Consider the following 15,098-nt stretch of genomic DNA (forward strand, 5'->3'; position numbering starts at 1 on the left):
AAACGTAGTCGATATGACTACAGGCGTAAACGTCAGGGAGGACGACGTGGCCGATACAAGGGACACAGGTTCAACAAATACAGGTTCGGGGGCTGAACGGATCAGCGATGCCGAACATGCGGTGATGGAAGTGTTGTGGGAACGCAGCCCGCTTACCGCCGCAGAAGTTTGTGAAACCGTCTGCGATGCGCGCGGCTGGTCCATGCCCACGGTCAAGACCTTGCTTTCGCGGCTGGTCGGGAAGGGGGCAGTCGCCACCCAGCCGGATGGGCGGCGTTTCCTCTATACTCCGGTACTTGCCCGCGAAGCCTATGTCGGCGGGGAATCGAAACGGCTGGTGCAGCGCCTGTTCGGCGGCCGCGCCGCGCCGCTTTTCGCCCATCTTGCCGAGAGCGAGGCGCTGTCTGATGACGATATCGCCGAGATCGAGCGCCTGCTGAAGGAGCTCAAGCAATGATTGTCTGGCTTGTCGATACGCTGCTTTATACTGGCCTGCTGATCGCGCTGGTGCTGCTGCTGCGCCGCCCGGTGGCCCGTTATTTCGGTGCGCAGACTGCCTATATGCTCTGGGCCTTGCCATTCCTGCGATTGCTGCTGCCGCCAATCGTGCTGCCCGCCAGTTTCGCGCCGGAGCCGGAACCGATGGCGATGGCCGAACTGGCGGCGGAGGACATGCCGCTCGTCCTCCCGCCGTCCGAAGCGATCGACACGACGCCTTTCGCCAGCGGATGGAGCTGGACCGATCTGGCACAGGACGCGGCCTTGCCGCTCTGGCTGGGCGGGGCTGCCATCTTCCTGCTCTGGCGCATCGTAACCTATCTGCGGATGCGGCAGGACCTGCTCGAAGAAGCGCGGCCCGTGGGCGAGGTGAATGAAATCCGCCTGGTGGAAACACCGGCAGTCACCGCGCCGGTGGCCTTCGGCGTGCGGGACAAGGTAATCGCGATGCCGCAATTCTTCATGGCCCAGCCCGATATCGCCTCGCGCGATCTGGCGATTGCCCATGAGATTGCCCATCATCGCGGGCACGATCTGCTGGCCAATTTCGCGGCCCAGCTGCTGCTGGCATTGCACTGGTTCAATCCGCTGGCCTGGATGGGCTGGCGCGCGATGCGCCGCGATCAGGAGGCGGCCTGCGACGCCCGCGTGATCAGCGGCCGCGGCAATGAAGACCGCGCCCGATATGCGGAACTGATCGTGAATATAGCTGCGGGGCCTCGCCTTGCACTGGCTGCGCCGATGGCGTGCCCGGTGCTGGGGGAGAAGTCCATCATCCATCGTTTGAGGAGTTTGTCCATGACCGAGACGACACGGCGGCAACGCCTTCTCGGCCGCACATTGATCGGCGCCGGTGCGCTGGCCCTGCCGCTGACTGCTTCGATTTCCTACGCGGCGGCGGCCGATCCCGCCGCACCACCGGCTCCGCCCGCCCCGCCTGCGGCGCCCGTCGCGCCCGTTGCTCCGGCTGCTCCTTCGGTGCCGGATGGCGTGCCCGTGCCACCTGCGCCGCCGGCCCCTCCTGCACCGCCTGTCGCTGCAAATGGTCAGACCAATGTGTGGACCTGGGAAGAGCGCGGGGAAGACGGCAAGCTTCGCACCCGCCGTATCGAAGTCCGCGCAAATGGCGAAACCGGCAAGGCAGAGATTGAACGACGAGTACAGGCGGAGGAGGTGAAGCGGGAGCTCGTGCTCGCACGTGCCGAGGTTCAGCGTGAAAAGGCGCGGGCCCGGGCAGAAGCGGCCCGCGAAATGGCTGATGCCATGGCCGAGCGCGAACAGGAACTGGAAGAAATGCGCATCGAACTGGAACGGGAATTCGGCAAGGATGGCCGCATGACCCGCGCCATCGCCAGGCAGGCGGCCGATGCCGGGAAAATGGCGCGCGCCTTCCAGGTGAAGATGGATTGCGGGGATGACCAGAGCGGCGTCACGCGCAGTTTCACGTCCTCTGACGGCGTGACCACCACGACCCTGTGCCAGGCCCGGATCATGGAACATGCCGTTGCCGGTCTCCGGCAGGCACGCGCGGCAATCTCCGCCAATCCGGACATTCCGGCCGATGCGCGGGCAGATGCGCTACGCGAAATCGATGAAGGCATTGCCGAGATCCTGCGGGAATCCTGAGCAGAGCCTTTCGGGCGCAATCGGGCGGGGCCTTGCCGGGCTCCGCCTTTTGCTTGCCGCTGTTCGGCCAGCCTATTCAGTGGACGCGTCGACCTCTTCGCCTTCGGTCCGCTCCGCCTCCGCTTCTTTCTGCGCGGCGACCAGCCGGATTATCTCCTCGGTCGCCGGGCGGGCCGGGTAGGGGCAGCCCAGCGACTGGCCAAGACCCTTCAGATAGGCGCGTCGCATCAGCCCGGCGACAATCGCCTTGCTGAATTCATAAGCGTGCTTGTTGGCCCCGGTTACTTCCCGGATCACCCCGCGAAAGGGGATGAAGGATCCGACCACCTGCTTCGCCACTTTTTCTGCCGAAAGCTTGCGCTGATCGGGGGAGGCGGTGTCGAAATCCTCTCCCAATACCGCGTCCAGATCGCCGATTTCCTGCCGCACATGCGAACAGGTTTCGATGCCGGGATTGGCATAGGGATTGTCGCGCGCCCGCAGCAGGACGGGCGGAATGGGGTCTTTCCGCAGGTTCAGGTCTTCCAGCGGTGTCATGGCGACATCGGTCGCCGTCACGCTGTCATCGGTGACGTCTTGCTGGGCCAGTGCGGGAAAGGGCAGCAATGCCAGCGCCGGGCCCAGCAGGAAGCCCCGCCTAGCCAATGATCCGGTCACACTGCGTGTCATCACCTGTCTCCAGTCCAAGTCTCAAGGCCTGCATACGCTGGGCGCTTGAACCGTGGGTGAAGCTTTCGGCCACGACCGCGCGCCCGGCATTGCGCATCAGCGTGTCGTCGCCAATGGCATGGGCGGCCCCCATGCCCTCTTCGAGGTCCCCGGGTTCGATACGGTCCCGGTTCTTGCCCGCCCATACGCCGGCATAGCAATCGGCCTGCAATTCCATCGCCACCTGCAGCGAATTGGCCTGTTGCGGCTTCTGCTGCTGCAACTGGCGGATCTGGCGGGAAATGCCGGTCAATGTCTGGATGTGATGCCCATATTCATGCGCGATTACGTAATAACGCGCGAAATCGCCGGGCGCGCCCATTTGCCGGGCCATCTGATCATAGAAGCTGGTGTCGATATAGATGCCGTGATCGGCCGGGCAGTAGAACGGCCCCATCGCGCTTTGCGCCGCGCCGCAACCGGATCGGGTGCCGCCCTGGTAGAAGACCAGTTCCGGCTGTTCAAAGGGAATGCCCGCCGCGCGGAAGACCGGCTCCCACGTCTCGTCGAGAGAGGCGAGGGCGGAACATGCTTCATAGGAATATTGGTTGTCGTTGCAGATATCCGCCACGCTGCCCCCGCCATTGCCGTAAGGCTGGCCGGGCGATCCCTGCTGCATTTCCTCCATCGAACCGAGCATCTGCGCCGGGTCCACGCCGAAGACCAGCGCAGCCACGATCACCACCAGCAATCCGCCGCAGCCGATCTTGCCGCCACCACCGCCGGGAAAGCCACCGCCGCCGCCGCGGCGCACGCGGATATTGCCCGGATTGAACCTGTTGAGCCGCAAGTCGAACTCCTCCATCCCTTATGCGCTGGCGAAAAAGATACTGGACCGCATCTGCCCGATCGCCAATCTGGGTTTGGCAAGTCATCGAACAGGAGTCGACAATGTTCCTCAGCGGCAAGCGCGCACTCGTTACAGGTTCAACTTCGGGCATCGGCCTGGCCATTGCGCGGGCGCTGGCTGCACAAGGCGCGCATATCGTCCTCAACGGTTTTGGCGAGGAAGATGAAATTGCCCGGATTCGCGAGGAACTGGGCGGCGCCGATTATGTGAACGAGGACCTGACCAGAACCGAAGGCGTGGAAGCGCTGATGAAGGGTGCCGGCGATGTCGATATACTCGTGAACAATGCCGGAATGCAGCATGTCGAAAGGGTGGAGGATTTCCCCCCGGCCACCTGGGACAGGATCATTGCCCTCAATCTCTCGGCCAATTTTCACACGACGCGGCTGGCCGTGCCTTACATGAAGAAACAGGGGTGGGGGCGTATCATCGCCACGGCCAGTGCCCATTCGCTTGTCGCCAGCCCGTTCAAGGCGGCTTACGTATCGGCCAAGCATGGCGTGGCCGGTTTCACCAAGACAATCGCGCTGGAACTGGCAAGTCATGGCATCACCGCCAATTGCATCAGCCCCGGCTATGTCTGGACGCCGCTGGTGGAAAACCAGATCCCCGACACGATGAAGAGCCGCAATCTCACGCGCGAGCAAGTCGTGAATGATGTGCTGTTGAGCCAGCAGCCGACCAAGAAATTCGTCCAGCCGGAAGAAGTGGCCGCCATGGCGGTGTTTCTCTGCCGTGACGAAGCGCAGAACATAAATGGCGCGAATTACGCCATCGATGGCGGCTGGACCGCGCAATAGCGCGGCTTTGCCCGTTGGGTGGCAGGGCGGGGCGAAATTCCGCCAGATCCGCCTCAAATGCGTGCCCGCCCCGTTTTGGGGGGTTGCTCTATCTTCAAACGGGCCGTTAAGTTTCACAGTTAATCATCTGTGGTTTTGTAGATTGCTTCGGGGGGAGCAGCATTTGTGGCGTGTGAAATCGATGTACGTTTTTTTCAGCCGCCGGCTCCGCTGGATGGGTGTTTCACATCATTCTACCGGCTGAATCTGACGGTCGGGGAAGGTGAACAGGTCGAAGACTGGTTGCAGCCCGAATGGGCCAATCTGCGCTTCTTCCGCGATGCCCGGCCCGAAGCGACAGTACCGGGTGGCGGCAAATTGACCGATGTGGATTTTCCCGTCACCGGCCCGAGTTCGCTGCCAACCCATTTCCGGCTGGGCACGACACGATGCTGGGGCGCGGGCCTGTTTCCGCTGGGCTGGGCCAGGTTCATCGAAGGTGATGCATATACAATGGCCAACTGGCTGGTCGATGGCCGGGAATCACCGCCCTTCGCCCGCGTCGCCCCGCTGGCTGACATCATTTTCGACGGGCCCGAAGATGACGAAGCCGAATATATGCGGATGGTCGCCTATTTCATGGCGCTGAATAAGCCGCATCACGATGAAGACCGCATTCGCGCCATTCATGCCGCGCTGCTGAGCCCCGAGGTGCACAGCGTGGCCGATTTCGCGCGCCGGGTCGATATCACCCCGCGCACGCTGGACCGGCTATGCCGCCGTTATTTCGGTTTTCCGCCCAAATTGCTGCTTCGCCGCCAGCGCTTCATGCGCAGCCTGGCTGACTGGATGATCGGCGGCGGCTATTGGACCGATGCGCTGGACGCGCAATATTTCGACCAGTCGCAGTTCACGCGTGAGTTCAAGGCATTCATGACCATGTCGCCCAGCGAATATGCCGCGCTGGACCATCCCATTCTCGGCGCTTTCATGGCCCAGAGGGCACGGATATGGGGCTCTGCCGCGCAAACCCTGGACCGGCCGGACAGCGGGCGGATCAAAAAACCTTCTCCCGTTGCGTAAAGAAGCCTGATTTGACCGGACGGGCGCGGCCGGGAAGGAGCGATTCCAGGTCCAAAATGCCTGCCGTGATCCGTATATGCGGTGCCCCCCTAGCGATTGTTGCAATCCGCGTTTACATGGGCCGCCACGAATCGTTCCCCCTCTAGGCAAAGTGGCATCCATGGAAATTCAGACCGGCCTCACATTCGACGACGTCCTTCTGAGGCCGGCGGAAAGCGATATTCTGCCGTCGCAGGCCGTCACCAAGACTCAGCTGACGCGCGATATCGCTCTCAATATCCCGGTGATCTCTTCCGCGATGGACACGGTCACCGAAGTGCAGATGGCCATCGTGATGGCGCAATTGGGCGGCATCGGCGTCCTGCACCGCAATTTGACGGTGGAGGAACAATGCGACGCGGTGCGCATGGTCAAGCGCTTTGAAAGCGGCATGGTCGTTAACCCGATCACCATCACGCCCGATGCCCCGCTGGGCGATGCGCAGATGCTGATGGAACGCCACCGGATCAGCGGCATCCCCGTGGTCGCCACGAACGGCAAGCTGGTGGGCATATTGACCAATCGCGATGTCCGCTTCGCGGATAATCCGGCGCAGCCCGTCAAGGAATTGATGACCAGCGAGAATCTCGCCACGGTCAGCGAAGGCGTAAGCCAGGAAGAGGCGCGCCGCCTGCTGCACCAGCGCCGGATCGAAAAGCTGCTGGTCGTGGACGATGCGTATAAATGCGTTGGCCTGATCACGGTCAAGGACATCGAAAAGGCCGTGCTTAACCCCCATGCGACCAAGGACGCGGCCGGGAGGTTGCGCGTCGCCGCCGCGACGACGGTTGGCGACAAGGGCTTCGCCCGGACCGAGGCGCTGGTCGATGCCGAATGCGATGTGATCATCATCGATACCGCCCATGGCCATAACAGGCAGGTGGCCGAAGCCGTGAAGCAGGCCAAGCGCCTGTCCAATTCGGTGCAGGTCATCGCCGGCAATGTCGCCACGGCTGAAGCCGCGAAGGCGCTGGTGGATGCCGGTGCCGACGGGGTGAAGGTCGGCATCGGGCCGGGGTCGATCTGCACCACGCGCGTGGTCGCCGGGGTCGGCGTGCCGCAGCTGACCGCAGTCATGGAAGCCGCCGGTGCCGCCGGCGATGTGCCGGTAATCGCCGATGGCGGTCTGCGCACTTCGGGCGATGCGGCAAAAGCGCTGGCGGCCGGCGCGTCCACGGTGATGGTCGGCAGCCTGCTGGCCGGAACGGAAGAAGCGCCTGGCGAAACCTTCCTTTATCAGGGGCGTGCCTACAAGGCCTATCGCGGCATGGGCTCGGTCGGGGCCATGGCCCGGGGCAGCGCGGACCGTTATTTCCAGCAGGATATCAAGGACCAGATGAAGCTGGTTCCCGAAGGGATCGAAGGCCAGGTGCCGTATAAGGGCCCGGCACGCGATGTCGTCCACCAGCTGGTGGGCGGGATCAAGGCTGCCATGGGCTATACCGGCTCTGCCACGATCAAGGATCTGCAACAGCGCGCGCAATTCGTTCGCATCACCAATGCCGGATTGTCGGAAAGCCACGTGCATGATGTCTCGATCACGCGCGAGGCGCCGAACTACCCCACACGGTGACGCCTTCTGCCCGTATTCAGGCAGCGATAGAGCTGCTGGATGACATCGTTTCCGCGGCGCGCAATCAGGGCGCGCCCGCGGATCGATTGCTGGCGGACTGGTTCAAGGCCCGCCGATTTGCCGGGTCGAAGGACCGCCGGGCCATTCGCGAACTTGTCTATGGCGCGATCCGTGCCTGTGGCCCGGTGCCGGAAAGCGGCCGCGCGGCCATGTTGCGGCTGGCGGAAGTGGACCCGCAGATTGCGCCGCTCTTCGACGGTTCGAATTATGGCCCGCAACCGATTGCCGATGGTGAACAGCCTGCCGCTGGCGGTGTGGCCCCCGGCTGGCTGGCCGAAAGGCTGGCGGCATCGGATATTGCCGGGGAAGAGGCGCAAGCGCTGCTCGACCGGGCGCCGCTGGATATTCGCGTCAATACGCTGAAATCCGATCGGGCCGGGCTGAAACTTCCGGTGGCGGCAGCGCCGCTTCCGGCGCCGCAGGGCCTGCGCCTTCCCGCCGGTACGCAGGTGGAACAATGGCCGGAATATCGCGAAGGGCTGATCGAAGTGCAGGATGGCGGCAGCCAGCTTGTCTGCGCGGCACTGGGGGCAAAGGCCGGGGAGACGGTGATCGATCTTTGCGCCGGGGCCGGGGGCAAGACGCTCGCCCTTGCGGCCGCCATGGAAAACAAGGGCACACTGATCGCCGCCGATACCGACCGGACGCGCCTGTCGCGGCTGGGGCCGCGGGCCGAAAGGGCCGGGGCGCTGGTGCAGGGGACAGTGCTGCTCGATCCCGGAAAGGAAGAGGCCGCGCTGGCGCAATGGCAGGGCAAGGCGGATCTGGTGCTGATCGATGCGCCCTGTTCGGGCAGTGGCACCTGGCGCCGCAATCCGGAGGCACGCTGGCGGCTGGATGAAGCTGGCCTGGCGCGGTTGACGGCGTTGCAGGCGCGCTTGTTGCGGCTGGGGGCCGGGCTGGTCCGCCCCGGCGGACGATTGGCCTATGTCACCTGTTCCCTGCTGGACGAGGAGGGGGCTGACCAGATCGAATCCTTCCATGCGGAAAATCCCGGCTGGGCCGCATTGCCGCCTGCATGTCCGCTTGGCCGGCCGCGCGGCGCGGGCTGGCGGCTGACTCCCTCTCACGACGAAACGGACGGATTTTTCTTCGCGCTAACTGGTAAGGCATGATACGAAATGGTTTCATGGCTTACCGAGCCGCCATATTCCGTCCCGCGCTCAAGGAGTACGTGATGCGCTTTGCCCCCGCTGCCGCTGCCCTGTCCCTTCTCGTCGCCGTGAGCGCGAGCGTGGGATATGGCGCCGACCGGGATCCCGATCCGCGCGCAGTGACTCTGGCCCAGCAGGGGCGCAATGCGTTGAATGCGGGCGAAATCCAGTCCGCGATTGACAGTTTCGAGGCGGCTCTGGCCGTCGATCCGGCCTTTACCGATGCCTATGTCTACCTTGCCGATGCTGCCCGCCAGCAGGGGCTGCAGGGCAAGGCCATCCGCTATTACCGCGAAGCGCTGGACCGGGAGCCGAAGAATCTCGCCGCGATTTCGGGCGAGGGCGAAGCGCTGCTGGAAAAGGGTGCGGTGGAAAAGGCACGGCGCAATTTGTCGCAGCTTGAATCGCTGTGCGGCGCAACCTGCGCGGAAACGCAGGAACTGGCCGCCGCGCTGGAACAGGGCCGGGCTTCTTCCGTGCTCACGGCGGAGGCGGTGACGCCCGAAACGGTCGTCACCCAGAACTGATCCGGCTCAGCTCTTTCCGCGAAAACTGGCGACCACGGCTTCATAAACCGGCTTCTTGAAGGGTACGATCAGTTCCGGCAGCAATTCCGGATCGACCCATTTCCATTCGCAGAATTCCGGGTGCTCGTGCGCATCCAGGTCGATATCGCCATCTTCGCCGGTGAAGCGCACCAGATACCAGCTTTGCCGCTGGCCGACATAACGCCCGCCCCATAACTTGCCCTTCAGATCGTCGGGCAGATCGTAGAACAGCTCGTCCTCCATCCGGTGCAATATATGCAGATGTTCCGGTCTGGCGCCGGTTTCCTCTGCCAGTTCGCGCATCATGGCGACATCCAGATCCTCGCCCGGATCCACGCCGCCCTGGGGCATCTGCCACCAGTCGCCTTCGCGATTGTCGATCCGTTTGCCGACAAAGGCATCGCCTTGGCCATTAACGAGCATTACGCCCACGCAGGGGCGGTAAACTTGCGGGTCATGCTGTGTCATGGGGGTGAGCTAGGCGATGCGAAGGGGCATTTCCACGATGCATTCGTACCGGGACAGAAAAACTTGATTGCCGTCTGGCAGTCGGGAACCTAGTTCGCACGCTCTGATAGTAATATGACAGGCGCCTTGCAGGCCCGTTCAGGATTTGATGATGGCTACCCAAGCGGCCGAACATCCGGCCCAGACTTCCGCACCCGATGCAATGGTCGTCCGTTTTGCGGGCGATAGCGGCGATGGCATGCAGCTTACCGGCGGGCAGTTCACCCTGTCCACCGCGCTGGCCGGCAATGATCTCGCCACCTTCCCGGATTTCCCGGCGGAAATCCGCGCGCCGCAAGGCACGTTGTTCGGCGTTTCCGCCTTCCAGATCAATTTCGGCAGCAGGCAGATCAACACTGCCGGCGATGCGCCCGATGTGCTGGTGGCGATGAACCCGGCGGCGCTGAAGGTGAACCTTGCCGCGCTGAAGCCCGGCGGGCTGATCATTGCCGATACGGGTGAATTCACGAAGCGGAACCTCGAAAAGGCGAAATATGACAGCAATCCGATAGAGGATGGCTCGCTCGCCAAATGGGATGTGCTGGCTTTCGATATTTCCGCGCTGACGATCGAGGCGGTCAAGGATTTCGGCCTTGGCAACAAGGATGCGCTGCGCTGCAAGAACATGTGGACGCTGGGCCTGGCCCTGTGGATGTTCGACCGTGACCGGCAGCCGCTGATCGACTGGCTGAACCAGAAGTTCAAATCCAAACCCGATATCGCCGCGGCCAATGTCGCCGCGCTCAATGCCGGGCATGCCTATGGCGAAACGGCGGAACTGTCCGGCCCGCTCAAGCAGACATACATGCCCCCGGTCGAAAGCGAACCGGGCCTTTACCGCACGATCACCGGGGCGGAGAGCGTTTCGCTCGGCCTCGTCGCCGGTGCGCAGCTGGCCGAATTGCCGATGTTCTTCGGCGGCTATCCGATCACACCTGCCTCCGCGATCCTGCATCACCTGGCGCGGCTGAAGGAATTCGGCGTCACCACCTTCCAGGCGGAAGACGAGATTGCCGCGATCTGTTCGGCCATCGGCGCATCCTATGCCGGGCAGCTGGGCGTCACTTCTTCCTCCGGGCCGGGCATCGCGCTCAAGACCGAAGCGATCGGCCTTGGCATCATGGTCGAACTGCCGCTGGTGATCGTGAACAGCCAGCGCGGCGGCCCGTCCACCGGCCTGCCGACCAAGACGGAACAGAGCGATCTCTATCAGGCCGTCTATGGCCGCAATGGCGATGCGCCCATGCCGGTCATCGCCGCGCGCAGCCCGGCCGATGCCTTTGAAGTCGCGATCGAGGCCTGCCGCATCGCCACGCAATATATGACCCCGGTCATGCTGCTGACCGATGGCTATATCGCCAATGCGGCGGAGCCGTGGAAAGTCCCCGATCCCGACACGTTCGAGAAATTCCCCGCCAGCTTCCTGGAAGAGAAGAATGACGGCGAAAATCTGCTGCCCTACAAGCGGGACGAGAAGGGCGCCCGTCCGTGGATCAAGCCGGGCACGCCGGATCTGATGCACCGCATTGGCGGGATCGAGAAGAACGCCCTGACCGGCAATATCGACTATTCGCCGGAGAACCACCAGGCGATGACCGATGCCCGCAAGGACAAGATCGATAATATCGCGGTGCCCGATCAGGAAGTCGCCTGGGGCGAAGATACGGGTGAACTGGCCGTGGTTGGCTGGGGTTCCACCTATGGCCCGATCAAGCAGGCGGTCCGCCGCTGGCAGGAAAAGGGCAAGAAGGTCAGCCATATCCATGTCCGCCACATCTGGCCGCTGCCGAAAAATCTGGGCGAGCTGCTGAACGGTTTCGACAATGTGCTGGTGCCGGAAATGAACACGGGCCAGTTCAAGACCCTGCTGCGCGACCAGTTCCTGATCGACGCGGAAAGCCTGACCAAGACCAGCGGCCAGCCTTTCCAGATTGCCGAGCTGGAAGCCGAGATCGGCAAATATTTCGACGGCGTCGAGGACAATGAGGGCGGCGAGGTTCCGCCCAATGACCAGCAATTGCCGAGCACCGGAGCGGTGAACCAATGAACGACATGACCCCCATCACCACCACGCTGAAGGACTGGGAAACCGACCAGGAGGTCCGCTGGTGCCCCGGTTGCGGGGACTATGCGATCCTCAAGGCGGTGCAGCGCACGCTGCCGCAGCTTGGCGCGGATCCGAAGAATACCGTCTTCGTGTCCGGCATCGGCTGTTCCAGCCGCTTCCCCTATTACGTGGAAAGCTATGGCTTCCACACGATCCATGGCCGCGCACCGGCCTTTGCCACCGGCATCAAGCTGGCCAATCCGGATCTGGATGTCTGGCTGGTCACGGGTGACGGCGATGGCCTGTCCATCGGCGGTAACCATCTGATGCATGTGCTGCGGCGCAATGTGAACATGCAGATCATGCTGTTCAACAACGAGATTTACGGCCTGACCAAGGGGCAATATTCGCCCACCAGCCGTGAACATACGCGAAGCCCGTCCACCCCGCTCGGCTCGGTCGATCATCCGGCCAATCCTTGCGCCTTCGCGCTCGGTTCCGGCGCGCGGTTTGTCGGCCGCGGTTTCGACGTGTCCAAGAAGTTGCCGGACGTGCTCAAGGCCGCCCATGCCCATCAGGGCGCGGCGTTTATCGAGATCTTCCAGAACTGCATCGTCTACAACAAGGACGTGTTCAACGATTTCGCCGCGCCCAAGGGGGCGGAAGATCGCCAGCTCTGGCTGGCCGATGGCGAACCCATGCTGTTCGGCAGTGAAAAGACCGGCGGCGTGAAGGGTATCGCTCTCGACCAGGAAAACCTCTCGCTGAAAGTCGTCGAAGTAGTGGATGGCGATTGGCAGTCTGCCGGCGTGCTGGTGCACAATGCGAAGAACCGCGTACTGGCGCATATGCTGGTAGAGCTGCCCTTTGGCGAATTCCCCATGCCGATGGGCATCATCTATGATGATCCCGCGCCGACATATGAATCGGCCGTGATCGAGGAAAAACGCCGTGCCAGCGAAGGCAAGGATACCAGCATCGCCCGGCTTCTGGCCAAGGGCCAGACCTGGACGGTTGGCGGGACGGCGGCCGATCCGGTCTGACCGATGCCGGGGCGGGGCTGTCCTACACCGGCCCCGCCGTGGCAGATACACGGCATGAATTGCCCCGCTTCCCCTTCCTGTCCGCCGCCGATGCATGCGCGCTGCGGATCGGGTGATTTTGCCTTCAGGACAGTGTTCCAACCGTTCCAGCCGTTTTCCACCTGCGACGAAACGAGGCCGAAGAAGGGCTGATGGACAATTTCACGCATAGTCTTGCGGGCTGGGCGCTTGGCCAGACCGGCCTGAAAAGGAAGACCCGCAAGGGGCTGGCCGCGCTGGTGCTGGGCGCCAACATGCCCGATATCGACGTGTTTTTCAGCTGGGTGCCGTGGGAACCACTGGCCATGCATCGCGGCTTCACCCACGGGCTGGTCGGCGGCGTATTGCTGATGCCGCCAATTCTCGCCTGGCTGCTCTGGCTGCTGGACCGCTGGCAATTGCGCCGCGGCGCCAGCTTCAAGAGCGGGCTGGAAATGCGCTTCGGCTGGCTCGTCGCATTGTCCTATGCCGGTGCGATTACCCATCCGTTGCTGGACTGGCAGAACAGCTATGCGGTGCAATTGCTCTCGCCCTACAGCGATCTCTGGTTCCACAATGATAGCCTGTTCATCATCGACGTGTGGATCTGGTGCGGGCTGGCCTTTGCGATCTGGCTTTCGCGCCGCCGGGAACGGCGCGGCGATGCGCAATGGGGCGTGCCGCCTGCCATCGCCTTGCTCACAGTGGTCGCCTATATCTCCGCCAATGCGGCGATCACCGGCGCGGCCAAGGCTGCGCCGACCTATGCTGCGCCCTATGTCACGCCGGACCGGATTTTCGTGACGCCGGAGCCTGTGCTGTTCTGGCGGCGGAACCTGACCTGGAAAAAGGATGGGCACGTCGCCTGGGGCGAATTCGACCCGCTGCGAAAATCCGGCGGGCTGCTGTCCTATACCCCGGCAATGCCGGACAATCTTTCCGATCCGCTGGTCCGGCAGGCCATGACCGCCAATGACGATGTGGAGGATTTCCTCCAATGGTCGACCATGACAGTCGCAGAAGTGGAGCGGGGCGATTGCACGGCCATTGTTCGCTTTGGCGATGCGCGTTTTGCCGGGCGGGCCGCTGGCCAGTTTACCAGGACGGTCACTCTTCCACTGTCGGGAACCGGATGCCCCTCTCCCGCGTCTGACTGACGATGTCCCTGCCGCAAATAGTATGGCTGCGCCGCGATCTGCGGCTGGCCGATCAGCCCGCTTTCCACGCCGCCGCACAGGCCGGGCCGGTTATTCCGGTCTATGTCCTCGATGACGATCGGCCGGGCGATCATGCAATGGGCGGCGCTTCCCGCTGGTGGCTGCATCATTCGCTCGATGCGCTTTCTCGCGGGCTGGGGCGCCATCATTCGCGCCTGATCCTGCGGCGCGGCGATTGTGTGGAACAATTGTGCCGGATCGCCGCGGAAACCGGGGCGGGGGCGATCCATGCCATCCGCCATTACGAACCCTGGTGGCAGGAAGCGGAGAGGGAACTGGCGGGCAAAGTGGATCTAAGTCTGCAGGATGGAAATTACCTGATGCCGCCCGGTGCCGTGCGTACCGGATCGGGCGAGGCGTACAAGATTTTCACGCCGTTCTACAAAGCGTTGCTGCAACACATGCCGCCCCGCGATCCCTTGCCGGAAGTGAGCCTTTCCAACCCCGAAAGCTGGCCCGAAAGCGATGATCTGGCGGATTGGGGGCTGCTGCCGGCCGCGCCCGACTGGGCAGGCGGAATGCGCAAGGCATGGGATGTCGGGGAAGACGCCGCGCATGAACGGCTGGAATTCTTCCTCGATCATGTCGCCGATTATGAGGACGACCGGAACCTGCCTTCTCTGGACGGTTCATCGCGCCTGTCCCCCTATCTCCATTTCGGGGAGCTTTCGCCGGCGCAGGTCTGGCATGAATTTGACGGGCGCCGGGGGAAGGGGGTGGAAAGCTATCGCCGGGAGATCGTGTGGCGGGATTTTGCGCAGAACATCATCTGCCAGTTCCCGGATTATCCGCTGCGCAATTATCGCGAACAGTTCGACAATTTTCCCTGGCGCGACCCCGATAGCGATGACGATGCGGCCGGCGATCTGCGCGCATGGCAAACGGGCCGCACCGGCTATCCGATCGTGGATGCGGGGATGAGGCAGCTCTGGGCCACGGGCTGGATGCACAACCGGGTGCGCATGATTGCGGCCAGTTTCCTCATCAAGCATTTGCTGATCGACTGGCGGCATGGCGAAAGATGGTTCTGGGATACGCTGGTGGATGCCGATTTCGGGAATAATGGCACGAACTGGCAATGGGTCAGCGGCACGGGCGTGGACAGCCAGATGTTCGTGCGAATCATGGCCCCGCTTTCGCAGTCGGAGAAATTCGACGCGGCAGCCTATATTCGCGAATGGGTGCCGGAACTGGCCGATCTTCCTGACGAGGAAATCCACGATCCCGAGGGTTTGCTGCGGCCGGCGGATTATGCGGAAAAGCTGATAGGGCACCGTGAAGCGCGCGATCGGGCGCTGTCCATTCATGGGGACTGGAAGTCCTGACCGGCTTGCGGCGTCGTGACGTC

General features: G+C 63.0%; 14 protein-coding genes. 11 read left to right on the forward strand and 3 right to left on the reverse strand.

Annotated features, from left to right (window positions below; all coding sequences use genetic code 11):
• Nucleotides 1-46: 46 nt before the first annotated feature.
• Both WYH_RS01320 and WYH_RS01325 read left to right on the forward strand, forming a co-directional pair.
• Nucleotides 47-457 (forward strand): BlaI/MecI/CopY family transcriptional regulator, encoded by a 411-nt coding sequence (locus tag WYH_RS01320; RefSeq protein ID WP_046902394.1) that lies wholly within the window; start codon nucleotides 47-49, stop codon nucleotides 455-457.
• Nucleotides 454-2,124 (forward strand): M56 family metallopeptidase, encoded by a 1,671-nt coding sequence (locus tag WYH_RS01325; protein ID WP_046902395.1) that lies wholly within the window; start codon nucleotides 454-456, stop codon nucleotides 2,122-2,124. The genes WYH_RS01320 and WYH_RS01325 overlap by 4 nt, the downstream gene beginning before the upstream one ends.
• Before the next feature lie 72 nt (nucleotides 2,125-2,196).
• Here the strand turns inward: WYH_RS01325 and WYH_RS01330 are convergent, their stop codons facing one another.
• Together WYH_RS01330 and ypfJ are read right to left on the reverse strand one after the other, a co-directional pair.
• On the reverse strand, nucleotides 2,197-2,793 hold the full coding sequence (locus tag WYH_RS01330; RefSeq protein WP_082347720.1) for a hypothetical protein: 597 nt from the start codon (nucleotides 2,791-2,793) through the stop codon (nucleotides 2,197-2,199).
• Nucleotides 2,762-3,622: a KPN_02809 family neutral zinc metallopeptidase gene (gene ypfJ / locus WYH_RS01335; protein WP_046904692.1), complete on the reverse strand. Its 861-nt coding sequence runs from the start codon at nucleotides 3,620-3,622 to the stop codon at nucleotides 2,762-2,764. Before ypfJ ends, WYH_RS01330 begins: the two co-directional genes overlap by 32 nt.
• Before the next feature lie 101 nt (nucleotides 3,623-3,723).
• Between ypfJ and WYH_RS01340 the strand changes: the two genes are divergently transcribed.
• From WYH_RS01340 to WYH_RS01360, 5 genes are all read left to right on the forward strand, one after another.
• Nucleotides 3,724-4,482, forward strand: a complete 759-nt coding sequence (locus tag WYH_RS01340) for a 3-hydroxybutyrate dehydrogenase (RefSeq protein ID WP_046902396.1) — start codon at nucleotides 3,724-3,726, stop codon at nucleotides 4,480-4,482.
• Between the two features lie 165 nt (nucleotides 4,483-4,647).
• Entirely contained in the window at nucleotides 4,648-5,544 is an 897-nt protein-coding gene (locus WYH_RS01345; RefSeq protein WP_053833326.1) for a helix-turn-helix domain-containing protein, read from the forward strand.
• A 160-nt stretch (nucleotides 5,545-5,704) separates the two neighbouring features.
• The gene (gene guaB / locus WYH_RS01350; RefSeq protein WP_046902397.1) at nucleotides 5,705-7,156 is read left to right on the forward strand and encodes an IMP dehydrogenase; all 1,452 of its coding nucleotides are present in this window, start codon (nucleotides 5,705-5,707) and stop codon (nucleotides 7,154-7,156) included.
• Nucleotides 7,153-8,331, forward strand: coding sequence for an RsmB/NOP family class I SAM-dependent RNA methyltransferase (locus tag WYH_RS01355; RefSeq protein WP_046902398.1), 1,179 nt, complete (start codon nucleotides 7,153-7,155; stop codon nucleotides 8,329-8,331). The genes guaB and WYH_RS01355 overlap by 4 nt, the downstream gene beginning before the upstream one ends.
• A gap of 62 nt (nucleotides 8,332-8,393) precedes the next feature.
• Entirely contained in the window at nucleotides 8,394-8,897 is a 504-nt protein-coding gene (locus WYH_RS01360) for a tetratricopeptide repeat protein (protein ID WP_156320033.1), read from the forward strand.
• 6 nt (nucleotides 8,898-8,903) lie between these two features.
• Here WYH_RS01360 and WYH_RS01365 read toward each other — a convergent pair whose 3' ends face one another.
• Nucleotides 8,904-9,386, reverse strand: coding sequence for an RNA pyrophosphohydrolase (locus WYH_RS01365; protein ID WP_046902399.1), 483 nt, complete (start codon nucleotides 9,384-9,386; stop codon nucleotides 8,904-8,906).
• Between the two features lie 151 nt (nucleotides 9,387-9,537).
• Between WYH_RS01365 and WYH_RS01370 the strand changes: the two genes are divergently transcribed.
• The 4 genes from WYH_RS01370 (at nucleotide 9,538) to WYH_RS01385 (ending at nucleotide 15,075) form a co-directional block, all read left to right on the forward strand.
• Complete coding sequence (locus WYH_RS01370) at nucleotides 9,538-11,472, forward strand: 2-oxoacid:acceptor oxidoreductase subunit alpha (protein WP_046904695.1); 1,935 nt, start codon at nucleotides 9,538-9,540, stop codon at nucleotides 11,470-11,472.
• Entirely contained in the window at nucleotides 11,469-12,515 is a 1,047-nt protein-coding gene (locus tag WYH_RS01375) for a 2-oxoacid:ferredoxin oxidoreductase subunit beta (RefSeq protein ID WP_046902400.1), read from the forward strand. The genes WYH_RS01370 and WYH_RS01375 overlap by 4 nt, the downstream gene beginning before the upstream one ends.
• 191 nt (nucleotides 12,516-12,706) lie before the next feature.
• On the forward strand, nucleotides 12,707-13,690 hold the full coding sequence (locus WYH_RS01380) for a metal-dependent hydrolase (RefSeq protein ID WP_046902401.1): 984 nt from the start codon (nucleotides 12,707-12,709) through the stop codon (nucleotides 13,688-13,690).
• Between the two features lie 2 nt (nucleotides 13,691-13,692).
• Nucleotides 13,693-15,075 (forward strand): cryptochrome/photolyase family protein, encoded by a 1,383-nt coding sequence (locus tag WYH_RS01385; RefSeq protein WP_046902402.1) that lies wholly within the window; start codon nucleotides 13,693-13,695, stop codon nucleotides 15,073-15,075.
• The last annotated feature ends 23 nt before the right edge of the window (nucleotides 15,076-15,098 follow it).

Origin of the sequence: Croceibacterium atlanticum, from assembly GCF_001008165.2 — a bacterium.
Classification (GTDB): domain Bacteria; phylum Pseudomonadota; class Alphaproteobacteria; order Sphingomonadales; family Sphingomonadaceae; genus Croceibacterium_C; species Croceibacterium_C atlanticum.